This is a genomic window from Kutzneria viridogrisea DSM 43870 (assembly GCF_000525635.1).
Taxonomy (GTDB): Bacteria; Actinomycetota; Actinomycetes; order Mycobacteriales; family Pseudonocardiaceae; genus Kutzneria; species Kutzneria viridogrisea.
Genome location: NZ_CP007155.1, coordinates 4541052 through 4566515, shown reverse-complemented (window position 1 = coordinate 4566515; position 25464 = coordinate 4541052). Strand labels below are relative to the sequence as shown.

Annotated in this window: 23 protein-coding genes; 15 read left to right on the top strand and 8 right to left on the bottom strand. The window is 69.2% G+C overall.

The genetic code is table 11. From position 1 onward, the window contains the following. Positions 1–4: 4 nt before the first annotated feature. Both KALB_RS19985 and KALB_RS19980 read right to left on the bottom strand, forming a co-directional pair. Positions 5–700 (bottom strand): DMT family transporter, encoded by a 696-nt coding sequence (locus KALB_RS19985; RefSeq protein ID WP_236650292.1) that lies wholly within the window; start codon positions 698–700, stop codon positions 5–7. Then, positions 693–3014, bottom strand: coding sequence for a WS/DGAT domain-containing protein (locus KALB_RS19980; protein ID WP_158510776.1), 2322 nt, complete (start codon positions 3012–3014; stop codon positions 693–695). The genes KALB_RS19985 and KALB_RS19980 overlap by 8 nt, the downstream gene beginning before the upstream one ends. 154 nt (positions 3015–3168) lie before the next feature. On the opposite strand from KALB_RS19980, the gene KALB_RS19975 reads away from it, so the two are divergent. The 4 genes from KALB_RS19975 (at position 3169) to KALB_RS19960 (ending at position 6955) form a co-directional block, all read left to right on the top strand. After that, a complete protein-coding gene (locus KALB_RS19975; protein WP_025357487.1) occupies positions 3169–5004 on the top strand; it encodes a 1-deoxy-D-xylulose-5-phosphate synthase in 1836 nt (611 codons plus the stop codon). Positions 5005–5136: 132 nt separating this feature from the next. After that, on the top strand, positions 5137–5442 hold the full coding sequence (locus KALB_RS19970; RefSeq protein WP_025357486.1) for a hypothetical protein: 306 nt from the start codon (positions 5137–5139) through the stop codon (positions 5440–5442). A 15-nt stretch (positions 5443–5457) separates the two neighbouring features. After that, positions 5458–6045 carry an HhH-GDP family DNA glycosylase gene (locus KALB_RS19965; RefSeq protein ID WP_025357485.1) on the top strand — a complete coding sequence of 196 codons (588 nt, stop codon included), beginning with the start codon at positions 5458–5460 and terminating at the stop codon, positions 6043–6045. Between the two features lie 130 nt (positions 6046–6175). After that, positions 6176–6955: a class I SAM-dependent DNA methyltransferase gene (locus KALB_RS19960; RefSeq protein ID WP_025357484.1), complete on the top strand. Its 780-nt coding sequence runs from the start codon at positions 6176–6178 to the stop codon at positions 6953–6955. A 152-nt stretch (positions 6956–7107) separates the two neighbouring features. On the opposite strand, the gene KALB_RS19955 is transcribed toward KALB_RS19960, so the two are convergent. Together KALB_RS19955 and KALB_RS19950 are read right to left on the bottom strand one after the other, a co-directional pair. Further along, the gene (locus KALB_RS19955; RefSeq protein ID WP_042220576.1) at positions 7108–7965 is read right to left on the bottom strand and encodes a nucleotidyltransferase family protein; all 858 of its coding nucleotides are present in this window, start codon (positions 7963–7965) and stop codon (positions 7108–7110) included. 377 nt (positions 7966–8342) lie between these two features. After that, positions 8343–9851 (bottom strand): MFS transporter, encoded by a 1509-nt coding sequence (locus KALB_RS19950; protein ID WP_081789414.1) that lies wholly within the window; start codon positions 9849–9851, stop codon positions 8343–8345. Positions 9852–10177: 326 nt separating this feature from the next. On the opposite strand from KALB_RS19950, the gene KALB_RS19945 reads away from it, so the two are divergent. Beyond that, positions 10178–10558 (top strand): VOC family protein, encoded by a 381-nt coding sequence (locus tag KALB_RS19945; RefSeq protein ID WP_030111089.1) that lies wholly within the window; start codon positions 10178–10180, stop codon positions 10556–10558. Between the two features lie 3 nt (positions 10559–10561). On the opposite strand, the gene KALB_RS19940 is transcribed toward KALB_RS19945, so the two are convergent. From KALB_RS19940 to KALB_RS19925, 4 genes are all read right to left on the bottom strand, one after another. Beyond that, positions 10562–10987: a hypothetical protein gene (locus tag KALB_RS19940; RefSeq protein ID WP_025357480.1), complete on the bottom strand. Its 426-nt coding sequence runs from the start codon at positions 10985–10987 to the stop codon at positions 10562–10564. Further along, the gene (locus KALB_RS45435) at positions 10987–12204 is read right to left on the bottom strand and encodes a pre-toxin TG domain-containing protein (RefSeq protein WP_158510775.1); all 1218 of its coding nucleotides are present in this window, start codon (positions 12202–12204) and stop codon (positions 10987–10989) included. Before KALB_RS45435 ends, KALB_RS19940 begins: the two co-directional genes overlap by 1 nt. 257 nt (positions 12205–12461) lie before the next feature. Further along, positions 12462–12878, bottom strand: a complete 417-nt coding sequence (locus KALB_RS19930; protein WP_025357478.1) for a VOC family protein — start codon at positions 12876–12878, stop codon at positions 12462–12464. Between the two features lie 56 nt (positions 12879–12934). Then, positions 12935–13294 (bottom strand): helix-turn-helix domain-containing protein, encoded by a 360-nt coding sequence (locus KALB_RS19925; protein ID WP_042222289.1) that lies wholly within the window; start codon positions 13292–13294, stop codon positions 12935–12937. A 471-nt stretch (positions 13295–13765) separates the two neighbouring features. On the opposite strand from KALB_RS19925, the gene KALB_RS19920 reads away from it, so the two are divergent. From KALB_RS19920 to KALB_RS46585, 10 genes are all read left to right on the top strand, one after another. Continuing rightward, positions 13766–14905, top strand: coding sequence for a hypothetical protein (locus tag KALB_RS19920; RefSeq protein WP_025357476.1), 1140 nt, complete (start codon positions 13766–13768; stop codon positions 14903–14905). Positions 14906–14915: 10 nt separating this feature from the next. After that, the gene (locus KALB_RS19915) at positions 14916–15767 is read left to right on the top strand and encodes an ACP S-malonyltransferase (protein WP_025357475.1); all 852 of its coding nucleotides are present in this window, start codon (positions 14916–14918) and stop codon (positions 15765–15767) included. Next, complete coding sequence (locus tag KALB_RS19910) at positions 15764–19360, top strand: type I polyketide synthase (RefSeq protein ID WP_025357474.1); 3597 nt, start codon at positions 15764–15766, stop codon at positions 19358–19360. Before KALB_RS19915 ends, KALB_RS19910 begins: the two co-directional genes overlap by 4 nt. 24 nt (positions 19361–19384) lie before the next feature. After that, positions 19385–20722, top strand: a complete 1338-nt coding sequence (locus tag KALB_RS19905) for an MATE family efflux transporter (RefSeq protein WP_081789412.1) — start codon at positions 19385–19387, stop codon at positions 20720–20722. Positions 20723–20753: 31 nt separating this feature from the next. Beyond that, positions 20754–22187 carry a condensation domain-containing protein gene (locus tag KALB_RS19900; RefSeq protein ID WP_025357472.1) on the top strand — a complete coding sequence of 478 codons (1434 nt, stop codon included), beginning with the start codon at positions 20754–20756 and terminating at the stop codon, positions 22185–22187. A 126-nt stretch (positions 22188–22313) separates the two neighbouring features. Next, positions 22314–23555 (top strand): amidase domain-containing protein, encoded by a 1242-nt coding sequence (locus KALB_RS19895; RefSeq protein ID WP_025357471.1) that lies wholly within the window; start codon positions 22314–22316, stop codon positions 23553–23555. Then, complete coding sequence (locus KALB_RS19890) at positions 23552–23950, top strand: hypothetical protein (protein WP_158510774.1); 399 nt, start codon at positions 23552–23554, stop codon at positions 23948–23950. Before KALB_RS19895 ends, KALB_RS19890 begins: the two co-directional genes overlap by 4 nt. Further along, positions 23935–24339, top strand: a complete 405-nt coding sequence (locus tag KALB_RS19885) for a hypothetical protein (RefSeq protein ID WP_025357469.1) — start codon at positions 23935–23937, stop codon at positions 24337–24339. Before KALB_RS19890 ends, KALB_RS19885 begins: the two co-directional genes overlap by 16 nt. 17 nt (positions 24340–24356) lie before the next feature. Beyond that, entirely contained in the window at positions 24357–24656 is a 300-nt protein-coding gene (locus KALB_RS19880; RefSeq protein ID WP_025357468.1) for a type VII secretion target, read from the top strand. Between the two features lie 389 nt (positions 24657–25045). Continuing rightward, on the top strand, positions 25046–25399 hold the full coding sequence (locus tag KALB_RS46585) for an SH3 domain-containing protein (protein ID WP_148309541.1): 354 nt from the start codon (positions 25046–25048) through the stop codon (positions 25397–25399). The last annotated feature ends 65 nt before the right edge of the window (positions 25400–25464 follow it).

Here is a 25464-nt window from a genome sequence, read left to right as displayed (position 1 = left end):
ACGATCACCGCCAGCGCGGGGCCAGGGCCACCCCGACCCGGAACGCGTTCTGGTTGAGCACGAACCCGACCAGCCCGCAGACCACGACCAGGTACAACGGCCAGTTCGTGAGCGCGGCCCAGAGCCCGCGCCGCAGGTCGTCGGTGGCCAGCTTGGCCAGTCCGGCCGTCACGCCGTACAACAGGCCGGTGGCGGTCGCCAGGGCCAGTGCCCTGGTCCGTCCCGGTCGGTGGAAGGCGACGGCCAGGCACAGCACCAGCAACACGCACAGTCCACCAGCCAGCGGCCACACCTCATCCGCGCTCATCCGGTCCTGGCCGGCCTGGGGACTGGCGATCAGCAGGAACCCGGCCAGCCCGGCCACGCACAGTCCAGCGCCCAGCAACACCACGCGGTCCGGCCGCTGTTTGCCGAGTGCGGCGCTGAACAGCACCGCGAACACCAGCCCGGTGACCAGCAACGGCTGCACCAGGATGAGTGGGCCGGTGGCCAGTGCCAGCCACTGCAAGGCGATGCCGAGCCCGTTGGCCACCAGCGAACCCAGCCAGACCGGCTGCCGCAGCAACTCCCCCACCAGGCCGATCCGGATCGTGCCCTGCTCACCGGTTCGACGCGCCGCCCGATGTTGCAGCGCGCCGGTGAGACCGAAGCAGGCCGCGGCGGCCACCGCCGCGGGTACCGAGATCAGCAGGTCACCCATACCGACCCACTGATTGGTCGATCAAGTCCTGAGCGGCGGTCCGCACCGCCTGTGCGAGCCGGGGCCCGTCCACACCGGGTGCGGTGGTGAAGCAGAAGTGCAGCTGATCTCCCCAGCACAGGGCGCCCCAGGACAGACCGCTGCCCGGGGCCAGCGGGAGCACGGGGTGGGCCTGGCCGATCCTGCTGCCATTGAGACGGATCTCGTGTCGCGGACCGGGCAGCACGGTACCGATGGCGTTGAACCAGGGCGGCCGGTACATCGCCCTGGCGAGGGCACGATGAGCCAGCGGCGGCAGCCAGCCCACCGCGTGCAGCACGGCACGAGCCACCTCGGCCAGGTCGGTGCTTTTGGCCTCGCGCAACGCCTCGGCCACCGCGTGCAGCCGGGTGGCCACGTCCATCGGCCCAATCGGAAGATCGACCGGGACGGCACCCGTCCAGTTGCCGGCGGCGCGCATTGACGTCGGTTGGCGCAGTGACACAGGCATCACCATGCGGATGGCCGAGGTGCCGTGCCCCGCGTCTGGCAGCGCGCGGTGCAGCGCCTCGGCGACCACGGTGTACACGGCATCGGCAAGTCCGCACCCGGCACTGCGAGCCGCGGCCCGCAGCCGGTCGCCCGGGATCGTCACGAACTCGTGGCGTCGCGGGGTCCCGGCGCGGTCGAGGGCACTGGCCGGGGCGCGTCCGCCAGCCGCCAGCCGGCGCAGGCCGCGAGCCAGCCGGGACAGCGAGGGCAGCGCGGCGGTGCCCATGCGGGCGGTCGGCGGCGCCGCCCAGGCGCGGGTCGCAGTGCCGGTCGCCGACAGCAGCGCCTGCAACACCATCACTCCGTCGCCCAGCGCGTGATGTGCCTTGATCAGTACGGCCATCCGGTCCGGGTCAGCTCGCGGCTCGACCAAAGCCGCCGCGACGGGCCGGTCTAGGTCCAGCGGCGCGCTGAAGAACTCGTCGGCGATCGTCCGCCAGTCACCCGCCCGGCGAACGACCAGGTCAGCTGGATCCACCGCGTGGTCCCGCACCCATCTGCCGCGACGCAGGGCGGTCGGCGGGACGAGCCGCCCGAACACACCGGGCACGGTCGACACCAAGCGGACCACCTCCTCCCAGGTGGGCCCTGTGTCCTCGAAGATCAGTACGGCGCCGACCTGCTGGGGCGCGTCCGCCGTCTGGGCGTGCAGGAACAGCGCATCAGCGGCGGGCAGGACCCGACCGACCGGGTAGCTCGGACCGGCGGCGACCAGGTGGCGCAGCCCGTCCTCGATCCTGTGGTCGGCCGTGTAGCGCAACGCCCGCTCCTCCTGCTCCCGCAGTCGATCCGGATCCGCGCGCACGGCGTGCAGCCACGCCGTCAGCTCACCGGGCTGGTCGCACACCGTCGCCAACCCGGCGTCGGCCATCAGCGCCGCGTTCGCGCGGCCGTGCCCGGCGATGGGCTCGTGCAGGACCACGGCACGACCGCAGGCCAGCGCTTCCAGACCAGTGGCGCCACCGGCGTTGGTCACCACCACGTCGGCGGCCACCATCAGCGAGGCCATGTCCGTTACCCAGCCGAGCACCACCACCCTGTTGTCGGCGAACCGCGCGGTGAGTTCCCGCCGCAGTTGGTCGTTGCGGCCGGCCACGACGAGCACGACACCCTGGCTGTCACCCGCCAACAGTTCGGTCACCGTACGGCCGGTGCTGCCGAATCCCAGCGATCCACAGGACACCAGCGCCACGAACCGGTCGGTGGGCAGACCGAGCCGCCTCCGTGCCCGCTCGCGGTCTCCTGGGACGAACCGCTCAGCCACCGGCGGCGCGGACACCTCGACCACCGCGCCTGGTTCGTCTCGCGTGGCCACCTCGGCGGCCACGGGGTGCATCACCAGGTTCAGATCGACTCCGGTGTGCACCCAGGACGGATGCGGAGCGAAGTCGGACACCCAGGCGCCGACCGGCGTGGTCAGCCCACGATGGTGCCGAAGCCACTCCAGCCCGGTGCTGGCCATCGGGTAGGTCGACAGCACCAGGTCCGGGCCGATCCGGTCCAGCACCGACGCCAGCTTCCGTCCCGCCCACGCGCCGATGACCCGCTTGGCGGATCTGGCGAACCAGCGGTGACGCCACACCGCGCCGTAGAACACCTCGTAGAGCCACGGCAGGCGCTGCACGCTGGTGCGGTACACGCGCCGGAAGAATGGCCCGACCCCAGCGCCCATCTCGGTGAGCACGTCCGACCAGTGCACCTGGGCGTGCGGCCACAACCGGTTGACGGCCGCGTGCAGGGCACGTCCGGTCGCGTTGTGCCCCTCCCCCATGTCCGCGGACACGATGAGTACTCGCTTTGGCGGGTTCGAGGCCATGCCCTCCTGTACCCACCATCGCGCACGGAAACCCTGTTCCGCAGAAAGGGGCACAGCACAGCGTTTCACGCGTCGGTTGTCGGCAACCCCGCAGGAACGCCCCGGACGCAGTGGAGTCTTCATGGCCTTGCTCGACCAGATCACCGGACCGGCCGACGTACGTGACCTGCCTGCCGACCAACTTCCCGCACTCGCCAACGAGATCCGGCAGTTCCTGGTGCTCACGGTGCGGGCGACGGGAGGCCATCTGGGGCCGAATCTCGGGGTCGTGGAACTGACCATCGCACTGCACCGGGTCTTCGACTCGCCGCACGACCCGATCATCTGGGACACCGGCCACCAGGCGTACGTGCACAAGCTGCTCACCGGCCGGGGGAAGGACTTCCCCACGCTGCGCCAGCGCAACGGACTGTCAGGCTATCCGTGTCGCGCCGAGTCCCCACACGACCTGGTGGAGAACTCGCATGCCTCCACCGCGCTGTCCCACGCCGACGGACTGTCCAAGGCGGCGGCCTTGACCTGCCGCCAAGCGAACACAGTGGTGGCCGTGGTTGGCGACGGAGCGATGACGGGCGGGATGTGCTGGGAGGCCCTGCAGAACCTGGGCGCGCGGCGGAACGCTCCTGTCGTGATCGTCCTCAACGACAACGGCCGCTCCTACTCCCCCACCTGTGGCGGATTCGCTCGTCACCTGGCCCGCCTGCGTGCGGGCGAGTCTCCCGGCGAGTCGCTGTTCGAACTGCTGGGGCTGGACTACCTCGGTCCGGTGGACGGCCACGACGTGGAGGCGGTGCAGACAGCACTGGAGAAGGCACGCCGCTGCCGGTCACCGGTGGTCGTGCACTGCGTGACCGACAAGGGACACGGCTACCCGCCCGCGGAGCAGGACGAGGCCGACCACCTGCACGCCATCGCACCCGCGGCCCCGCCGAGCCATTCGGGCCAGCCGACCCCACCGAGCTGGACGTCGATCTTCGGGCGGCAACTCTGCCAACTGGCCGCACGACGACCGGACCTGGTCGCGGTGACCGCGGCGATGCCCGGGCCCACCGGTCTGGCAGCACTGTCCCAGCGATACCCGGACCGGGTCTTCGACGTCGGCATCGCAGAACAGCACGCGGTGACCTCGGCGGCGGGCCTGGCGCTGGGCGGCATGCACCCCGTTGTAGCGGTGTACTCGACCTTCCTGTGTCGCGCGTTCGACCAGGCACTCATGGACGTCGCGCTGCACCGGCTTCCGGTGACCTTCGTGCTCGACCGGGCGGGTGTCACCGGTCCCGACGGATCCAGCCACCACGGCGTGTGGGACCTCGCGCTGCTGCGCGTCGTGCCGGGCATCAGGATCGCCGCCCCGCGCGACGGCACAACCCTGGTGGACACGCTCACCACCGCAGTCGAGACCGACACGGGCCCGACGGTGGTCCGGTTCCCCAAGGGGACGCCGGGGACGGACCTGGTCCCGGCATGTCGGCGGCCAGGGTTCGACCTGCTGCGAGAAGGCGAGGACGTGCTGATCGTGTCCGTGGGCCCAATGGCACGGCGTGCCCTCGCCGCGGCTGAGGAACTCCAGGCCCACCAGCTCGCCGTGGCGGTCGTAGACCCGGTGTGGGTGCTACCGGTGTGCCGTGAGGTCCTCGCCCTGGCACGGCGCTATCCACTGGTCGTGGTGGTGGAGGACGGGAATCGGGCCAGCGGGGTTGGTAGCGCACTGGCCGAGGCACTCGGCGTCGGCACAGGGGTGAGAGTCCTGTTACTCGGTGTCCCTGGCGAGTTCGCGCCAGCTGGCGCTCGCGAGCAGGTGCTGGACGGGTTCGGGCTGTCCCCGCACAGCATCGCCACCACGGTACTGGCCTCGTTGGCGTCGATCGGATCGTCTGGGCCCTGCCTTAACACCGCCAGGGCCGGACGAACTGGTGCAGCGTCTGCCTGGCAACTGGGGCGAGGATCTGTTCGTTGACGGGGCCGCAGCGGAAGTCCCCACCCACGCCCTGGATGCACTGCAAACCGATGTGGGCACGTCACAGCCACACCTCCCGTGTTTTCCCTCGTGTCATGGGTAACCAAGTGGTCCGCACGAGAGGAGAACCTCATGTTGCTCATCACCCCGGACGCCGGGCTGGCCATCCAGGCGCTGACCGAACAGGCCGGTGTCGCCGTGGATGGCGGCCTGCGCATCGACACGCTGTCGGCCAACGGCAGCGTTCCGAATTTCGCGCTGTCGATCGCGGCCCTGCCCGACGAGGCCGACCAGGTCGTCACCGAGGAGACCACCGGCTCACGGGTACTGCTCGACTCACTGACCGCGAGCTACCTGGCGGACCAGGAACTGGACGTGAGCAGCGACGCGGAAGGAGCCTTCCGGTTCCGCTTCACCCCCACCGCGCAAGCGGACTGACTCCGCGGAGGCAGGATGTCCGTCGAGGAACTGCTTGACCAGTACGGCACGACCTACGCCGAGCAAGCCGGTATCCGGTTGCGGGACAAGCCTGCCCCGCTCTACCAACTGCTCGTGCTGAGCACCCTGCTCTCCGCGCCGATCCGCGCGGAGACCGCCACCAAGGCCGCCCGGGAACTGTTCCACGCCGGGTACCGGACTCCCGCGCACATGAAGGACGCCACCTGGCAGCAGCGCGTCGACGCCCTCGGTCGCGGCGGCTACGTCCGGTACGACGAGACCACCGCGACCCGACTCGGTGACGGCGCCGAACTGCTGCTCACGCGGTGGAGCGGGGACCTGCGCCGGATCCGCGACAACAAGAGTCGCGTGCGCGCCCACCTACAGGAGTTCCCCGGCATCGGCGAGGTGGGTGCCGACATCTTCTGCCGCGAGGCCCAGGCCGTGTGGCCGGAGCTGCGCCCCTGCTTCGACAAGCGGGCACTCGACAGCGCCCGCCAGCGAGGTTTGCCCCACAACGCAGACGAACTCGCCGGGCTCGTGCGCGACGACCGCGTCGCAGTGCTCGCCGCCGCACTGATCCGCGCCGATCTGGACGAGTAGACCAGGTGCCAGGGCAACGAAGTCGGGCACATTCCACCGACCTGCGGTAGCACGAGAACGTTGTGGACATCGGCATCCACCACGAAAATGGGGTGAGGAGCGGACGGTCGCGGGCGTAGCGTCGGCGGCCGTGATCGGTGAGACGAAAGCGGGGGATGACCCGGCGGACGGCTGGTTCCCCGAGAGCGTGGCCGCGGGCTACGACGCCCCGGGCGGCGCGAACTTGCCCGAGGTGGTCACGCCCGCGGTGGACGTCCTCGAAGACCTGGCGGACGGCCCGGTACTCGAGTTCGCCGTCGGGACCGGGCGGATCGCCGTGCCGCTGGCCGCTCGCGGCGTGCCGGTGAGCGGCATCGAGCTGAGCCGGGCGATGGCGGCGCGGATCGCGAGCAAGCCAGGCGGCGACGCGGTCGAAGTCACGATCGGCGATATGACGAGGACGCGGGTGGTCGGTCAGTTCTCGATGGTCTATCTGGTGTTCAACACGATCAGCAACGTGACCACACAGGACGGGCAGGTCGACGTCTTCCGCAATGCGGCCGCGCACCTGCGGCCGGGCGGGTTGTTCCTCGTCGAGGTGGGCCTGCCGGGCCTGCGTCGCCTACCACCCGGGCAGGACATCGTCCCGTTCGCGGTAGCGCCCGGCGCCAACGGCGGCGGCTATGTCGGATTCGACCAGTACGACGTCGTCACGCAGAAGTTCACGTCGAACCACGTCACCGTGTCACCGGACGGGACGGGGCAGTTCCGCCGTATTCCCTTCCGGTATGCCTGGCCGGCCGAGATGGACCTCATGGCGCGCATCGCCGGGATGCGCCTGAAGTACCGCTGGGCGGACTGGGACCGCTCGGAGTTCACTGCTGAGAGCACCAAACACGTGTCGATCTGGGAGAGGGACCCGAGCACGTGATGCTGCGCCACAGCCAACCTGGCCCGACCTCTGGATGCGGTTGTTGGGCCGGTGGCTGGGAGTCGACCTCCTGATCGGGGGCGAGGACGCGCGACCGGAGGCAGCTGAGCACGTTCGCCTGCCCATGCAGACTGGTCCGGGGCGTCCTGCGGTCAGGATGCGGCCGGCAGCGCGAGCGCGGCATCGATCGTGGTGTCCAGGAAGGCGAGGGTGTCGCGGCGACGGGCCAGCGGGTTGCGGTAACCCCGGCGGCCTTCGGCGCCCTCGGTGCGCAGGCTCAGGCTTTCTGCGATGATGCGCTGCCAGCGCGGGTCGAACTCTTTCTGGGCGTACCGGCCGGCACCGCATTTGGAGGTCATCGTTCCGGTGGCGAGCAGGTGGTGCAGCCGGCTCACACCGAGAACTGCCCACACGGGGAACCACGCACTGAGCCCGATGGCGAGGGACAGAGCACTGCGCTGTCGTTTCTGCTGCCACCACGGCCGCCAGTAGGTGCGGAGGTTGTCGACGGTGAACGCGCGCAAGGCATCCTGGTCGGCCCACAGGTCCACCTCGGCCGGGTGCGGCCCGCGCACCGCGATCCCGTGCCAGGCCAGCTCGCAGAACATCACAGGGTTGACGCCGGACCGTCCGGCCTGTGTGAACCGGCTCTCCTGCGCACAGGGAACGTCGGGACAACCATCCGGCCCGGCGGCAAGGTCGCTCCAGGTAAGCACAGCACCATCAAAGTGTGGCCGGGGGAAGCGGGCCACGGTGTGGGCGTGCGCCTTGGCCAACGCTGCCATCTCTGGAGACTCGGGCTCCAGGCGGTGGTCGGTCACCGCGACGAAGTCGATGTCGCTGGCTGTGCTGAGCCGACCGCGACCAGCGCCGCGGGGATGAAAATCGCCCAAGGCTACCGATCCAACCAGGTAGAAGCCGGTGACCAAACCCGGCGCCACCCTGTCCATGGCCGTCAGGAAGAGGTCCACACTCCGACCGACCTCGCCCGGAAGATCGTTGCTAGGCATGCCAGGCAACCTAGCGGCTCACCTCGGAACCTTGACCGTGCCTCGCCGGCGACCACCGGGTCACGCCCGCCGGCGCGGGCCGTGTCATGAAAGTGCCGTTCAGGACATCCGGTGTCCCAAACGGCACTTTCATGACACCGCAGCCTCGGCCCGGACCGGATACCAGGTCAACGATGCGCGACGCGCCACTAATAGCGGATCGCGTCGATCACTACCCGGCGGCGGTGCTTCTCCGGCCGCCCGCCCCGCCCCGCGCGGCCACCACACCAGTCCGCACGACGCTGCGACACCCACGACAGGCACGCTGACCGGCAAGGAACACTGGACCCGGGCTCCTGCTGCGAGAGAACTGGCTTCAGCAACCGCAACTGTTGCGTCTATGCGGCTGTCGCATCGGGCGTGGACGGTGCGGGTGTGTCGTTCTTGGGATGAGGGCCGCGGACAATGCCCCATCCCACAAGGGTCGCGGACAACAGGGTGAGGGCGAGGCCGGCGTAGGTGATGGCCTCTCGGAACTCGGCGGTCTGCTGCGCACTCCAGGTGGCTGTCGTCAGCGCGTTGGGCAAGAGCGTCGCCAGGATGGTGCCGCTGAGGGCGATGCCGATCCCGGTGGTGACTTCGCTGGCGGTATCGATGAGCGCGGCCCCGATGGTGGTGCGGTTGTCTGGCAGGCCGCGCATCACGTTGTTGCCGGCCACGACACCGACCACGCGCATGCCCGTCGCGACGAGGACGAGAGCAAGGGCGATCCAGACGTAGCCGAATCCGCCGAGTGCGGTGTAGACGGCGAGTCCGCACACGACTGTGCTGGCGCTGAGCCGGGCGGCCGTGGTGAGGCCGACACGTGTGATCAGCGGGCTGATGAGAGCACCGCCGGCGATCAGGACGATGACCTGGGGCAGCATCCCGATGGCCGCTTGGGCGGGTGTCCATCCCAGATCGAGCTGGAGTTGCAGTGTCACGAGGTAGCTGAGCCCGGCGGTTGCCAGTCCTGTCGCGGCTTTGAGCGCCAGGCCGCTGGACACGAGGGGGCGGGCGATGAGTGTCAGGTCGAGCAGTGGGTGCCGGGCGGTCTTCTCGCGGATGACGAAGCAGGTTCCGAGGATGAGGGCTGCCGCGGTGGCGACCCAGGGCAGAGCCGAGGCGGTGCCTGCTTCGATGAACAGCGTGGGGGCGAGAAGCGCGAGGACGATCGTCGTGGTTCCCAGGACAGCGCCCGCGAGGTCGATCGGATCGTGGTGCAGGTCGGCGGGGTCATCGGCGGGGATGCCGGCTCGGATGCCGATGAACGCGAGCGCGGCGACCGGCACGTTCACCAGCAGCAGTGCCTGCCACGGCGCGAAGGTGAGCACGAGCCCTCCGACGGTGGGGCCGATGGCGAGGCCGACCAAGCCCACTGTCGAGATCAGCGTGGTCGCGCGCACACGCAGCCCGTCGTTGGTGAACAGACGGAACGTGAGGGCGAGCGACCCCGGTGTCGTCATCGCAGCCGCGACACCCATGACAGCCCGGACGGCGATGAGCTGCCACGCGACAGTGACGAACATCGTGGCCAAGCTCGCCACGCCGAGCAGCACGAGCCCGAGGAGCATGATCTTGCGTCGACCAGCACGGTCGGCCAACGCCCCGAGCGCCAGCATCAGCCCGCCGAACACGACGGAATACGCCCCAGTCACCCATTGCAGGGTGGTCGTCGAGGCGGAGAGCTCGCGGCCGATGGTCGGCAACGCGACAGTGAGGATCGAGTTGTCGAGCATCTCGAACAGGAACACGGCCGAGAGCCCGGCCAGAGCCGGCCACACCTCAACCAGCGACCGAGGGGGCTGGGACGGACTGGGCCTCGTGCGAGGACTCGCGCCAGATCGGCTGTGAACGCGGGCAGGCATTGCAGACTCCTTCGAGGTGAAGGAGTGACGGATCGTCCGATACCGCGTACACGCGCGCTCCCGTCCTGACTGAACGCAGAGCACGTTTCTACCCCGATACCTCGACTTTACAACTTCTCGGCGTTCATTGCTACTTCAGGTTCAGGAGCAACCTCTGACACAGGGCCAACGGCCTTGCCCGGCTGCCTGGACAGGGTCGGCCCTGAATTCGTTTCGCCCGTGCTCGCCTCGTCCGGTACGGTCGCGGGACTGTTTTCACTGCTGGCAGCCCACGAGGTTCGCGTGTGGCCTCCCCAGCAGTTCCCAGGCTGAGAGCAGGTTTCGTCATGGCATGTCGTATCGGTGAGCTCGTGCTCGGTTGCCGCGAGCCTGAGGTGCTGGCGCGGTTCTGGTGCGAGGTCCTGGACTTCGTCGTGCTCGGTCGTGAGGAGGACGGCTCGATGGAGATCGGGCCGCGCGAAGGGTTCGGCGGCCCGCAGCCGACGCTCTTCCTCAGTCGCCGGGATGAGCCGGAGAAGGGGAAATCCCGGCTGCACATCGACGTCAACGCCACCGACCGCGATCAGGACGCCGAGCTCGAACGCCTTCTCAAGCTCGGTGCGCGCCCGGCCGACATCGGCCAGACAGGGCAGGAGCAGTGGCATGTCCTGGCGGACCCCGAAGGCAATGAGTTCTGCCTGCTCAAGGCCCGCCTCAACCCACTCTGATGCTCATCGGTCACGCCTGGGACGGGATCGGGTTACTGGTTGCCGGGTCGTCCTGGCGACCTGTTCGCGGAACAGCTGCTGGTCCGCGTCGCGTTCCTCGTTGAGGCCCTGGTGGTGCTGTTCGTCCTCGGCCAGCGCGGGATAGCCCATGACGGCCTCCCAGCCGTGCGGGCCGTCGCCGCGCAGGGCGAACTTCCAGTCCGCGGCCAGGCTGCCGTCGACTACCTCGAAGAAGTCCATCGAGCACCACAACGGTTCCGCGTCGTCATCGGCGACAAGGGCGACCACACCGCCGTTGAAGTACCCGACGCCCTGGGCCGGGTAGTCCCTGCCTGGCGTGAGCTGGAAGACGGTGTGCTCGGAGTAGTGGAGCCCCCGGTAGTCCTCGGGCAGGGTGCTGCCCCGATTCGTGCGGCAACGCAGGATCATCAGCCTTGCTCATCCTTGAACTTGAAGTCGTCGACCTCGCCGGTCCGGGTGTTGCGCACGTAGTGCACATCGACCTTGCGGCCCGACGCGCCCTTGAGCTGCTGGCTCATCTTGACCCAGCCGTCCTCGGCGGGCCACCGGGCGTCGTTCATCTTGATTGGCAGAACCTTACCCGCCTCCGGGTGGGCCAGAGCCTGGTCCATGGCAAGCTGCTCGTGCAGGTTGTCAGCCCTGGTCCGGCCGGTCGAGCCCCGGCCAAGCGGGGTCGCCTTCGCCGTCTTGGCTGCCTCCTCAGCGCCGGTGACCAGCTTCTTCAGCGGGCCGCCGACCACGGGGACGGCGGCCAGGCCACGCAGGGACCGGTCGAACCCATCCAGCTCGCCCTGGGTGAACACGTCCTTGCCGATCACCGCCTCGACCAGGTTCTTCGCCGTGCCGACCCCCGGCACGAAGTCGGTCAGTACCGACAGTGACTTGGCCAGGTCGGGGTCCATCGTGTTGGGGTTGGTGGAGATCGGCTGGCCGAACGCGCGGTCGAAGTCGAAGTGGATGCCCTTGAGGCTCAGGTCACCGACGCGGAACCACGGCGAGTTCTGGAACACGCGCATCGACTCCCGCAACTCGGCCAGGGAGCCGTTCATCGCGGCCATGGTCGCCGGAACCTGGTCCAGGCTGGCGTTCATCCGCGCGAAGGAAGCGTTGGCCTGCTCGAACGCTTCGTCCATGCCCGCGAAGGACACCGACAGCCTGCCCAGTGACGCGGCCATCTCGCGGTTGTTGGCCTCCAACGCGGCGACGTCGACGTGGATGTCCAGGTCGGGAATTGCCTTCACCTGGTCCACGAACCGCTTAACGCTGTCGGTCACCACGGGCAGTGCCCCGCGGAGTACATCGACCACGATCTTGAGCTTGTCGAGCGTGTCCGCAGCGTGCTTGAGGCGCTCGACGAGCTGGGCGACCCGCGCGGCATCCTGCGCGGCTGGCGTGGTCCGCACCAGCTCGGCGATCTCGGCCGCGTCCCGCAACTCGGCGTCCACGACGGCGAGCACGCCCTCGCGCAGGTGGGCGGAAACCAATCCGCTCAGCAGTGCGCGAGCTCCCATGCGCGCCCGTTGCAGGGCGGCCACTGGGTCCTCTTTGACCTTGTCGACGACCTTGCACAACTCCAGTTCGGGGTGCCGGTCGCACAACAGCGCCTGTGCCGCCGGAGCGGGCACCACCAGAAGAGTCGCGACAATCGCGGCGACGAAACCCGCCACGCCCAGCCGTCTTACTGCTCGAAGTCGAGCAAACATCACTTTATCCCCCTCTTCGGGCACACAACCTAACCGAGAGGGAAGGACAAAGAAGAACTGCCAGATCCAGATGCGGCATACATCACAGAGCGTAACCATCGAGTGTGGACTGCTCGGTGACGCGCTGCTGGGTCGCCGCGAACGGCGGGTGGCGCCCGGTGTGGGCGCCACCCTGGCCGTCAGGCGCCGGACAGCGGCTGGCTGAACCGGATGCTGTTGCCGAAGGGGTCACGCAGGCCGCAGTCGATTCCGTACGGGCGTTCGGTGGGCTCGTCGGTGAACTCGACCCCCTTGGCCAGCAGCGTCTCGTATGTCTTGCGGCAGTCGTCCGTGGTGAGGAACAGCGAGCCGCCCATCGCGCCCTTGGTCAGCAGGTCCCGGACCTGCTCCGCCGTTGCCTCGTCCATCCTGGGCGGCCCCGGCTTCTCCAGCAGGATCTCGCGGTCGGCCTGACCGGGCACGTTGATCGTCAGCCACCGCATGAAGCCGAGGTCGGCGTCGGTGTTGACCTCCAGGCCGAGCTTGCCGACGTAGAAGTCGAGCGCCTCGTCCTGGTCGAGCACGAAGATCTGGGAAATCTTGATGGCGTTGAACACGTGACCGACGATAGTGCCGGCCCCACCGCGACGCTTATCCAAAACTGCTGTGCTGATCAGCCGCGGGGGCGCATCCAGGCCATCGCGAAGCAGGTCGGCACGTCGGCCAGCGGCCCACGCCGCCGGTACGCCGACGGCGACTCGCCGACGATGTCCCGGAACGTCCGGCTGAAGGTCCCGAGGCTGGTGAAGCCGACCTCCATGCAGATGTCGGTGACGTCCCGGTCGCACGAGCGCAGCAGGAACATGGCCCGCTCCACCCGACGGCGTTGCAGGTAGCGGTGCGGTGTCTCACCGAAGGTGGCGCGGAAGGTCCGACTGAAGTGCGCCGGCGAGACGTGCGCGACCCGGGCCAGCGTGGGCACGTCCAACGGCTTGGCGTAGTCCCGGTCCATGGTGTCGCGGGCCCGCAACATGCGGCGGTTGATCTCCTCCACGACACGGCTCACGTCCAGATGACATCACACGATGCGAAGGGCCGCGGCCACCACCGTGCCACCGGCCACTCCCCCTGCCGAGCACCCGGCGACTCGGGGCGCTGGGTGCGCGGACAGGCACAGTCGGTGACAACACGGCATTTCGACCGTCATCCCACACCGAAATCATTCCGTCTTTCGCAGCAACGAACGGGCCAAACCTTCAACTGTCAACTGTGAACTAATTTTTTTGACGACCCCCGCCGCTAGTCTGAAAATTGTTCGCACAGACACTTTTGACCGACTCTCACACAAGGGGCGCCCTGCGATGGGGGATTTTCGCATGCGGTCGATCGACGACCTATCGGCTCCGGCCACACGACTGTGCCCCTCCTGACCTTGACAACCACCTACCCCAGGTGAGCGCTATACCGATGACCCGGCGCAGCGGCGCGCCAGGCGCAGGTCACCGTGAACAACCATGGAAAGTTCTTCGAGGTCTTGATGCGCACCCTTTTACTTTTCGACGGTCTTGGCGGGAGCAACGACACCGTGGTCGCCGCACTCCGCACGCTTTACGCGAGACCTGAGAACCACGCCTACTTCGAGCGCGTTTTCGCCGTTGTCGACGAGGTCCTGACTTATATCGGCACCGAGGCCCGCAATGCCCTGCTGCCCGCCGGGCTCGCAATGAAGCGATGGCTGGAGCCGTCCGCTGATTCACCGCCGGGCCCGCTGGACAACTCGATCGTGGCCGGTGTGTGCGTCCACGCGTACCAGGTCTGCCACCTCCAGCCGACCGGGAACAGTGCGGACGGTGCGGTGGCGGCTCTCGGGCACAGCATCGGCTTGCAAGCGGCGGTCGTCGCCGGGATGCGACTGCGCCGGATGGACGAGTTCCTCGCGCTGGCAGCCAGTTCGCTCAAGCTGGTCGCCGTGAGCCTGGTCCGCGCCCAGCAACTGGCCGCAGGCAACGGCGCCGACCCCGACCTGGTGCGGCGCTACCTGGCGCTGGGCCGCCGGAACCGGCCGCCCAGCCCAATGGCCTCGCTGTCCGGGATGTCCCGCCACGAACTGCACGGCGCCGTACACCGCTACAACCAGGACGGTGGACGAACGCTGTCGCTGGGCCTGGTCAACTCCCCCACCACCCAGGTGCTCAGCGGATCCACCGAGGACCTGCTCGGCTTCTACTTCGCCAACGAGTCCCGCTTCGTGCAGTCCCAGGCGAGCTGGGCGTTCCTGCCCGGCACCATCCCGTTCCACAGTGCCCAGCTCGCACCGGCGGCGCAGCGGGTCCGCGAGGACCTCGGGTTCATCGGGCCGCTGCCCCGTGCCGACCAGCTGGAGCTCCCGGTGTACGCCACCGACGGGCCCCGCAACCTCCAGCGGGCGACCGACCTGGTGGACGAGTTCCTGAACCAGGTGCTGGTGCGGCCGATCGAGTGGGAGCTCGCGGCCGGGCACGCGGTCAGCGACGCACGGGTCGAACGCGTGGTGGACTGCGGCCCCGGCCCCGGCGCGCGCCGGTTCACCCGCGAATGCCTCGGTGCTGGCGCCCAGGCCGTGCGCTTCGAGTCGGTCCATCAATCCCCGCGCCGAGCTCGGTAGGAGAACAGCCATGCATTGTTTACTTTTCCCTGGTCAAGGTGTGCAGCGCAGAGGGATGGGCGCGGAACTGTTCGGCCGCTTCCCCGAGGCCACGGCACTGGCCGACGAGGTCCTCGGCTACTCGATCGAGCAGCTGTGCACCCGCGACCCGGACCGGCGCCTGCGCGACACCCGGCACGCCCAACCGGCCGTGTTCTTCGTCAACGCGCTGCTGGGCCAGCAACAGCTCACCGAGCACCCCGGCCGCTACCGGTACTTCGCCGGGCACAGCCTCGGTGAGTACAACGCGCTGGTCGCCGGTGGCGTGCTCGACCTGGCCACGGGGCTGCGGCTGGTCAAGCGGCGCGCGGAGCTGATGGCCGAGATCACCGGCGGCGGCATGTCGGCCGTGCAGGGCGTGCCCGCGGCCTTCGTCCGGCGCGCGCTGGCCGAGACGGGGCTGGGCAAGGTGTTCGTGGCCAACCTCAACGCCGACACCCAGACCACCATCGCCGGTGACCGCGCGGAGATCGCCGTGGCCGCCAAGGCGATCGGCGCCCTGCCCGGCGCCCGGGTGACCCCGATCAACGTCAGCGGCCCGTTCCACACCCCGCTGATGGACCCGGCCGCGCAGCGGTTCCGGGCCGTGCTGGCCGAGTACCGGTTCGCGGAGCCCCACACGCCGGTGGTCTCCAGCATCACCGGTGAGCTGTTCGACCCCGCCAGCGGCCCGGACCTGCTGGCACGCCAACTGTCCGCGCCCGTGGAGTGGACGCGCGCCGTCTTGGCACTGCGCGCCGCGGGCGTCACCGATTTCGACGAGGTCAACGGCCAGACCTTGAGTTCGCTCGTACGCGGGATCACTGGGAGATGGGTTAGATGAGCAAGGACATCGCGATCGTCGGTCTGTCTGTGGACGTCCCCGGGGCCCGCGACCTGGACGCTTTCTGGCAGATCATCAGCACGGGCACCAGCGTGCACCGGCCGTTCCCGCAGGACCGTCGGCACAAGCTCGACGAGTACATCCGCTACCTGCGCGCCACCAGCGTCGAGCCGGTGCCCGACCCCGACATCGACTACCACAACGGCTGCTTCCTCGACACCGTCGACACCTTCGACTACGCCGCCTTCGGGATGAACCCGCGGCAGGCCACGCTGACGGACCCGCACCACCGGATGGTCCTGCGCGCCATGGTGCTGGCCTTCGAGGACGCGGGCTACTCCGCCGACCGCTTGCGCGGCAGCAGGACCGGCGTGTTCGTCGGCTTCGCGGTCAACCCGGGGTCGACCTACCTGGACTACCTCTGCCGGATCGACCCGACCATCAGCCAGCAGGCGATCACCGGGAACATCCCGACGATGCTGGCCAACCGGATCTCGCACCTGATGGACCTGCGCGGCCCGAGCCTGGTCGTGGACTCGGCCTGCTCGGCGACCCTGGTCGCGGTGCACCAGGCCAAGAACGCCCTGCTGGCAGGCGACTGCGAGATGGCCGTGGTGGGTGGTGCCCGCATCGTGTTCGCCCCGGTCAAGCACCCGCACTCCGCCATCGGCATCGAGTCCTCCGACGGGGTCACCCGGACCTTCGACGAGGCCGCCGACGGCACCGGATTCGGCGAGGGCTCCGGCGCGGTCGTGCTCAAGCGGCTGGAGCGGGCGGTGGCCGACGGCGACCAGGTCTACGCGGTGATCAAGGGCAGTGCGGTCAACCACGACGGCAACACCGAGGGCATCACCACCCCGGACTCCGACTCGCAGTCCGAGCTGCTGCTGTCGGCCTGGCGCAACGCGGACATCGACCCCCGCACCCTCGGCTACCTGGAGGCGCACGGCACGGCGACCCGGGTGGGCGACCCGATCGAGCACGAGGGCATCAAGCGCGCCTTCGCCCAGCACACCTCGGACAAGGGCTTCTGCGCCGTGGGCACGGTCAAGGCCAACGTCGGGCACCTGTTCGAGGGCTCCGGGGTGATCGGGCTGATCAAGGCGGTCGCGGTGCTGCGCAACCGGATGATCCCGCCGCAGGCGAACTTCACCAACCCCAACCCGAAGCTCGACTTCGCCTCGGGACCGTTGTACGTCTCCACCAGCCTGAGCCCGTGGGACTCGCCTGAGGGCCCCCGCCGCTGCGGTGTGAGCGCGTTCGGCCTCGGCGGCACGAACGCGCACGTCGTGGTGGAGGAGTACACCGACACGACGGTGCGCCCCCGCGCACCGCAGGGCGAGTTCCTGTTCACCCTGAGCGCGGCCACCCCGCGCTCGCTGACGTGGCTGGTCGAGCGGTACATCCGCTTCATCGACGGCGCCGGCCTGGAGGGTGCCGACATCGCCGACGTCTGCTACACCAGCCAGGTCTCGCGCAGTTCGCACCGGCACCGGATCGCCTTGGTGGTCACCGACGTGGCCGACCTGCGCGGGCAGTTGGCCGACCTCCTGACGACCGAGCCCGCGCCACTCGGTGACGGTCCGCTGGCGGTCGAGGCCAAGTCCTACCTGCGCGGCTCCCCCGTGGACTGGGAGCGGCTGGCGGGCGATCACCGGCCCCGCGTGGTCCGGCTGCCCGGCTACGCCTTCGACGAGACGCTCGCGTGGATGCAGTTCCCCGAGACCTGGCGGTCGCAGATGTCCCTAACGACCGTCGACGAGCGCCACCCGGTGACCCACGACGTCGAGTTCCAGCCCACCGCGGCGCTCCCCGAAACCGAGATTCCCGTTGGTGCGAGCGTGGTGGCCCTGGTCGACCCGGACACCGAGGCCGAGGCGTTCCTGGCGGCCGCCGAACTGGGCGAGGTGCGGGTCCTGCGCCTGGGCGAGCCGATCGAGCCCGGCGGTGACCCCTTCACCGCCGACAGCACCGCTTCGTTCGAGCACATCGCCCGGTTGGCCGGTGAGGGCGGCGTCACGCACATCGTGCACGCCCTCGCCTTCGAGCAGGCCCCGGCCACCGATGTCGACGAGGTCGAGCGGCGGACGGGCAAGAACCTGCACAGCCTGTTCCTGTTGTCCAAGGCCCTCATGGCGGCCGGGGCCAAGGTGGACCTGACGGTGCTGACCCGCACCGCGCTCAGCGTCGAGGAGGGGGACGGCACCGTCGTCACCGAGAACTCCGCACTGGTCGGCTTCGGCAAGGTGATCGGCCGGGAGTACCCGTACATCAAGGTCAAGCACGTGGACGTGGACCTGGCGGCGGCGTCGGCCCTGCGGGCGGAGGTCTTCTCCGACCAGCACGGGCTGTTCCTGCTGCGGGGTGAGCAGCGGATGCGCGAGGTGTTCGTGGAGGTCACCGAGGTCGCCGCCGACGGCCCGCAGACCTACCTCAAGCCCGGTGGGACCTACCTGATCACCGGCGGCACCGGAGCGCTCGGCCTGGCGGTGGCCAAGTCGTTCGCCACCAAACAACCCGACATCACCCTGGTGCTGCTCAGCCGCTCCGGTGTGCCGCCGCGCGAGCAGTGGGACGAACTGCTCGCCACACCAACGGATTCGGCCGCGGCCGTCCGGATCCGGGCGGTCAGGGAGCTGGAGGAGCTGGGCGCCGCGGTCGTGGTCAGCAAGGCCGATGCCGGGGACCCGGCCTCGCTCACCGAGGCGGTCACCGCAATCCAGCGCGAGCACGGGCGGATCGACGGCATCGTGCACGCCGCGGGCCTGCCCGGTGGCAGCACGGTGATGTTCCGCGAACTGGACGAGTTCGACGCGGTGGTCCGGGTGAAGCTGCACGCGGCGTTCCTGCTCGACCAGCTCACCGCGGCCGACCGGCCCGACTTCCTCGTGCACTTCTCCTCGGTGGCCTCGGTCTTCCCGGCCCCCGGCCAGGCCGACTACGCGGCGGGCAACTACTACCTGGACAACCTCGCCCGGTCCCAGGCGGGCGGCCCGTGCCACGTGATCGCGCTGGACTGGGTCGCCTGGAAGGAGATCGGGATGGCCGTGGACCACGGGACCAACGGGGACACCATGTTCAAGGCACTGCCGACGGCGGCGGCACTGGACGTGCTGGATGCGGGCCTGCGGTCGCGGCGGTCCCGGTTGTTCGCCGGTGAGCTGCACTACCGCGGCGAGCTGATCCACCTGCTGCGCTCCTACGACGTCACCCTCTCGCCCGAGATCGGGACCAAGGTCGAGCACGAGATGCAGGCGCTGGAGGCCCGGCTGCTCAAGGAGCAGGAGAAGACCAAGGTCACCATCGCCGCGGTGCAGGTCGAGTTGACGGGCCGCGCGGACGGTGAGTACAGCGAGGTCGAGCGGTCGGTCGCGCAGTGCCTGGCGCTGGCCTTCGGCTACCCCGCACTGGACGTGGAGGCCGACTTCTTCGACCTGGGTGGCGACTCGATCATGGCCGCCTCGGTGGCCGGCAACATCGCGGTCTACCACGACGTGCAGTACGACGTCGCGGACCTGCTCGCCGACCGGACGATCGCCGAGATCGCCTACCACGTCGAGGACCTGGCCGAGTTCGCGGCGGACGCCGCCTGAGCCGCGAACGGATCGGGAAACGGCATGACGGACATGACCACCGGGCCCGCGCTGCGCCGCATCGTGGGTTTCGCACTGCCCCTCACCGCGGCCAACCTGCTCCAGCAGGGCTACCTGCTGGTCGACAGCGTCGTCGTCGGGCACTACCTCGGCGTGGAGGGGCTGGCCGTGGTGGGGACCTGCGGGCCGCTGTTCTACCTGTTGAACTCGATGTTCATCGGGCTGGGCACGGCGTTCACCATCCGGCTGGCCCACCTGCGGGGCGCCGGGCAGGAAGGGCAGCGGCGCGGCGTGGTGCTCTCGCTGGCCCTGCTGGCGGCCGTCTGGTCGGCGGGCTGCGTTCTGCTGGCCACCACGCTGGCTGGTCCCGCCTTCGCCCTGATGGGGATCCACGGTCCGCTTGCGGTCTCCTGCGCCCAGTTCTTCGCGACGTTGTCGATCGGCTTCCCGGGCATGTTCGGCACGGCCGCCGTCAGCGCCTACCTGCGCGGCCTGGGCAACTCACGGTCGGCGATGTGGGTGCAGGCGGTGGGCAGCGTGGCCAACATCGCTCTGGTCTGGCTGTTCGTGGCGGTGCTGGACGGAGGGGTCCGCGGTGCGGCGCTGGCCACGGTGGTGTCCAGCACCGCGGCGCTGGTCGTGGGCTTGGTCTACTCGGCCAAGGTCTACCCAGTGCCGCGGACCGGGTCCGCACCGGCAGTGCGGCGTGAGCTCGTCGACGCCATACGACTGGGATTCCCCCTGGCCAGTCAGCACATCATCCTCTCGGTGGGGATCATGGTGCTGGTCTGGATCATCCAGTCCTACGGCGCGGTGGTGCTCGCCGCCTTCACGGTCGCCTCCCGGCTGGAACTGTTCACCTGCATGCTGTTCCTGGACTTCTCCGGTGGCGTGACCACGTTCGCGGCCCAGAACCTGGGCACCGGGGACAGTGCGCGGGCCAGGCGGGGCCTGCTGCACACGATCGCGCTGACCATCGGGTTGTCGGCACTGGTCGCCGGGGTGGTGCTGCTGGCGCGCTCACCCATCGCCGGGCTGTTCACCGACGACCTGGCCACGCAGGCGCTCACCGAGCACTACATCCTGATCGTCTACCCGTTCCTGGTGCTCTACACCGTGATGGTGGTCGCCCACGGCTACCTCAACGGTGCGCGCCGCACCACCGCGCCGTTGATCTGCACGATCATCGCCTTCGTGCTGGTGCAGATCCCGTTCGCCTACCTGCTGCACGGGCCCGTTGGCGTCGACGCCGTCATGTGGGCGGTGGTCGCGGGCTGGTCGGCGGGGCTGACCTACAGCCTGTTCTGCCTGCGCCGCGTGCTGTTCGCGCGCCCGGAACCGGTGCTGAGCACAGCGCCGTGACCGGCGAGTTACTGGACATGAAGGGTTCATCGTGATCACCAAGAGCACAGCCACGGCCGAGTTCCACGGCGGGCGGTCCCGGGTCGCCGCCCTGGCCTGGGGGCAGCAGGCCACCTGGGACGTCATGCGGGGCTGGCCGCACGAGGACCGGTCGTTCTTCACCCTCACCCGGTGGCTGCCGGTTCCGCTGCTGCTCGGGCTGGGCGAGGTACTGGAGCAGATCAGCGAGCTGGTGCGGCGCCACGAGTCGCTGCGCACCCTGTACCACCCGACCCACCGGGGTGAGGCGACCCAGGAGGTGCTGGCCTCGGGCGCGGTCACCGTCGAGGTCTTCGACAGGCCCGCCGAGGACCCGGTGGACTTTGCCACCATCGTCAACGACTGCATCGCGCGCATGAAGGCAACGGGGTTCGACCACGACAAGGAGCTCCCCGTCCGGTTCTCCGTCGCCACCCACGAGGGGATCCCCGTACTGCTGATGTTCGGGGTCTCCCACCTGTCCGCCGACCACATGAGCACGGACCTGCTCTCGGCCGAGCTCACCGCTCTCCTGAAGGCCCGCGCGGACGGCACGGCCGCACCGGCGGCCAGGCAGGCCCTGCAACCGGTGGACCTGGCCACGATGGAACACTCGCCGGAGGGACAGCTGTGCAACGTCGAGGCGATGCGCTACCTGCGGCAGCAACTGGATCGGCTGGCGCCCGGCCTGGTGCCCGTGCGGGCGGTCCCCTCCTCGCCGCGCTTCTTCCGAGCCGAACTCGAATCCGACGCCATCCCGGTGGCCGTGCGCGCGGCGGCCCGCCGGTACCGCAGCACCACCTCCGTCGTGCTGCTGTCGATCACCACCGCACTGGTCCGCTGCTTCTGCCCGGGACCGGTGTACCCGCTGGACATCATGCAGAGCAACCGGGTCGCGCCCGAGCTGTTCGCCACCGTGTCGAGCTTGAACCAGGCCGTTCGCACGGCGGTGGACCTGGCCGCGGGGTCCTTCGGCGAGGTGCTGTGCCAGTCCGAGTCGGTGATGGCCGCGGCCCGACGCCACTCCAGGTACGACGGCCGCGCCGCGAAGGAGGTGGTCCGCACCGTCGCCAGCTCGCGCGGCACCGAATTCGAACCCGGTTTCCAGTTCAACGACATGTGGTCGACAGTGGCGAAGTCGGCGGCCGGGCCCGCCGGGGGCTTGGCCGAACTGGACCGGCTGACCGAGACCACGACCTTCGACTGGCCGCAGAAGACGGACTCCGAGGGCATGGCGATCTTCCTGGACACCCGTGGCACGCCCGAGCGGATCAACCTGTCACTGATGGCCGACACCGCGTTGCTGCCACCCGAGGACATCCGCGCGTTCCTCTTCGCGTTCGAGCGGATCGCGATCGTGCTGGCCACCAGCGACATCACGTTCACCCAGATCGAGGAGTTGTTCGCCGAACACCGGACCCACGCGGGGAACCGCAGCGGGAGTTGACGGCCCGAGGTTCACCGCCCCGGTCATATCACCCGAACGCGACATTACTTTCCGCGATTTTCGGTATACGGTAAGTCAACATGGTGGTTAGGTTCGGCTCTCGACTGCGGCGAGCCGAGGACAGCCATGGTGACGATGGCGCAACTGCGGGACGTCAACCTTACATCGTGGCGCGACGCCGCCCGAGGATGGCTCACCTTGTCCCAGCACACGAGACAGGCCGCACTCGACATCCGCGACCAGGGAGCCGGGCCGGTCTCCGACGCATGGCGCGACGAGGTCGGCCAAACCGCCTACGAGGTGCTGAACAAACTCGCCATCGAGTACGACATGGCCGCTGACGTCGTCAAGGGCGCCCAACTCGTCCTCGACGGCCTGGCCGACGCCGTCGAGATCGCCCAGAGGGAACTGACCTCCGCGCTCTCGCTGGTCGCGCGGCCGATCTCCGTGACCGAGGACGGCACCGTGCACGTCGACCTCGCCATGACGCTCGCCCCCGCGGAAGTCGAGCAGGTCACCAAGCGAGCCGCCACGATCGAGAAGATGATCTGTGACGCCGTCGAAGCCGCCAGCCAAGCCGACCAGACCGCCGCCCAGGCTCTGGACAAACTGCGACATGGCACCGAGCTAGCGATCACCGGAGACCGCGACCACGACATCGACCAAGCCCTGGCACTGCAAGAAGACGCCTCCCTGGCCCAGGTCAACGCCCTGCACTTCACGCTGCCCCACGGGCAGGGCCCCGACGTGGTCGCCGCGTGGTGGAACGGCCTGACCGAGCGCGAACGCCAGGAACTCCAGCTCGCGCTGCCCACCGAACTGTGCGACCTGGACGGCATCCCCGACACGGTGAAAGCCGACCTGCGCGGTCACGACGGCTACGACCGCATGGCCGTGGTGAAGTACGCCCTCGACCACGTCGAGGACACCAGCATCGACAAGTGGCCGTCCAACTGCACCCAGTTCGTCTCCACCGCCCTGTCCGCCGGAGGCATTCCCGCAGCCGGGCCCTATCCCCTGCTCGGACCGCAGTGGCACGACGGCGGCGACTGGCCGTTCACCAACCCCTCCCGCGCCTGGGTCAACTCCCAGGCCTCCCACGACTTCATGCTCGACCACGGCGGCACCGAAGTCCCCCGCGGTGAGGCGAAACCCGGGGACGTCATCTACTTCCGCAACGGCAAGGGCGAGGTCTACCACGCCGCGATGGTCACCGCGGTCACCCCCGACGGCGACATCAAGTACACCCAACACACACCCGGCCGCACCGACAGCACCCTCGACGGCCGAGCCAGCTCCATCCGCGACGACCAAGGCTCCAACGACATCGCCATCGTCCGCGTCAAACCAGATTGGGCGGCATCGTGAGCCGAACGCGAGGATGGATCCTGGCCGTCGTGGCCGTGACCGCGTTGGCGTCGGTGGCCATGGCGGTGATCACCGACATCCGGGCGCTGCACGCCGACATCGACTTCCTCGGCCCCCAGGGCCCCAGCTGCACGACGATCCGCGCCACGAACTGCCTGCCCTGCGAGCTGTCCACCCAGGCCACCGTCTGGGCGGTCGCCGCACTGGTACTCACCTGCGTCACCGTGGCGCTGGCCTGGCCGCGTCGCCGCACCCGCGCCGCGATCGCTGTGCTGGTGGCTCCCGTGCTGCTGCTCGGGCCGCTCGCGGTCACCGCGACCGCGACCGCCGCCGCCGATCTGTCCGCCTACACCACGCAGATCACCGACCTGGGGGCCCTGTGCCAGCACCGGTAGACACCCAGCCCGCGCTGCGCCACCCGACGACCTGGCCCGCATCGCGGCTGCTCGCCGCGGCGCTCATCGGCGACGCCATCACGATCGGCCTGGTCCAGGCAGCCATGCCCGCCTACCAGCAGTGGGTACACCAGATCGCCACCAACTGCGCCCGCTGGGCGTTCGCGACCGTGCCGACCGAGGTGTACCTCGCCTACTGGATCGCCCTGCTGGTCGCCGGCGGGACGGCGTGGTTGACCTGGCTCGCCCTCACCACGCCCGGCCACCCAGCCGTCCGGATCTGCGCGGTCGTCCAGGCGGTCCTCGTCGTCCTGCTGCTCAGCCAAGTCGCGCTGCTGGCCTACGACCTGCACACGGGGTCGCTGCCGCTGTACAAGCACTGCAACTGACCCGTGGGAAGGGAACCGTGGCCATCGACATGCAACCCGGTGAGGTCAAGCGCATCGCCGGCACGCTTCACAATGCCACCGACCAGGCCGACCGTGGCGTCACCACCTCACTCGCCCCCAGCCTCACCACGGCCACCGCCACCGCCCCCTGGCAGAGCGCGTCGGCACTGCGCGACTGTGCCACCGCCTGGCAGAACCACCTGAGCGAGCTCATCGGCCGCACCCACCAAGCCGCCGACCGGCTGCGCACCACCAGCGACCACTACGCGCAGGTCGACCAGCGCCTCACCAAGGTCTTCACCGACCTGCACCCCTGACCCCGAGCCTCCTGTGCCGCCCCGATCCGTTGGCCAGCAACGATTTCAGGAACTCCGAACACCACAGCGTGCCCTGACGAGACCGATCAACGACCATCGCTCGTCGGAGCACAGCCGAAACCGCGCGATGCTGCGGCCCGCGCTGGGGTGCTGGTATTGCTGTCGCGTGCCGACCCGTTGTTCAGGTCGCGTTGTTCAGTTCGGCTCGATCGACACTGAACAAGCCTGTGCGGTGTAAGCCAGTACCTGGGCGGTGATCGCGAGCCTGACCACGTCGCAGACGGCCAACCGAGGTCGACATCGCCCACCACGAGCCATCGACGCAACCGCACATCGGTACAGCCGCGAACAGACACAGCGTACCGAGGCAGTGAACAGGGGGAATCGCTATGCGCGCAACGATCGCCACCGCCGTCGTTCTGGCGGCCACAGCGCTGACAGTGGCGGGCGGCCAAGCGCTCGCCGCCGCCAAGCCCACGGCCGTCGCCAGTCCAGCCAACTGCGGATGGCAGCCTGCGAACAACGACAACAACACCTCTGGCCGATTCGCCGATGATGGCGTGAACATCCGCAGCGGCGACTCGACCTCTTGTGCCGTTCTGGGGCTCGGGTACAAGAGCCACACGATTACCCTGCGCTGCTTCTGGAATGGGTTTGTCTACCTCACCGATAACACCACTGGCGTGACGGGCTGGAGCGCTGTCGACTACGTGAACTGGCCTGGTGGCCTCAACGACTGCTGACTCGGTGACGGGTGTCGCTGGCCGACTGGTGGTGCCGCGGCCAGCGGTACGGCCCGTACCCGCTA

Coding starts and splice junctions, on each gene's coding strand:
- KALB_RS19905 (WP_081789412.1), top strand. CDS start 19,385: ATGACGGACATGACCACCGGGCCCGCGCTGCGCCGCATCGTGGGTTTC.
- KALB_RS46585 (WP_148309541.1), top strand. CDS start 25,046: ATGCGCGCAACGATCGCCACCGCCGTCGTTCTGGCGGCCACAGCGCTG.
- KALB_RS19940 (WP_025357480.1), bottom strand. CDS start 10,987: ATGATCCTGCGTTGCCGCACGAATCGGGGCAGCACCCTGCCCGAGGAC.
- KALB_RS19910 (WP_025357474.1), top strand. CDS start 15,764: ATGAGCAAGGACATCGCGATCGTCGGTCTGTCTGTGGACGTCCCCGGG.
- KALB_RS19985 (WP_236650292.1), bottom strand. CDS start 700: ATGGGTGACCTGCTGATCTCGGTACCCGCGGCGGTGGCCGCCGCGGCC.
- KALB_RS19895 (WP_025357471.1), top strand. CDS start 22,314: ATGGTGACGATGGCGCAACTGCGGGACGTCAACCTTACATCGTGGCGC.
- KALB_RS19970 (WP_025357486.1), top strand. CDS start 5,137: ATGTTGCTCATCACCCCGGACGCCGGGCTGGCCATCCAGGCGCTGACC.
- KALB_RS19945 (WP_030111089.1), top strand. CDS start 10,178: ATGGCATGTCGTATCGGTGAGCTCGTGCTCGGTTGCCGCGAGCCTGAG.
- KALB_RS19975 (WP_025357487.1), top strand. CDS start 3,169: ATGGCCTTGCTCGACCAGATCACCGGACCGGCCGACGTACGTGACCTG.
- KALB_RS19925 (WP_042222289.1), bottom strand. CDS start 13,294: ATGTTGCGGGCCCGCGACACCATGGACCGGGACTACGCCAAGCCGTTG.
- KALB_RS19950 (WP_081789414.1), bottom strand. CDS start 9,851: ATGCCTGCCCGCGTTCACAGCCGATCTGGCGCGAGTCCTCGCACGAGG.
- KALB_RS19955 (WP_042220576.1), bottom strand. CDS start 7,965: ATGCCTAGCAACGATCTTCCGGGCGAGGTCGGTCGGAGTGTGGACCTC.
- KALB_RS19915 (WP_025357475.1), top strand. CDS start 14,916: ATGCATTGTTTACTTTTCCCTGGTCAAGGTGTGCAGCGCAGAGGGATG.
- KALB_RS19965 (WP_025357485.1), top strand. CDS start 5,458: ATGTCCGTCGAGGAACTGCTTGACCAGTACGGCACGACCTACGCCGAG.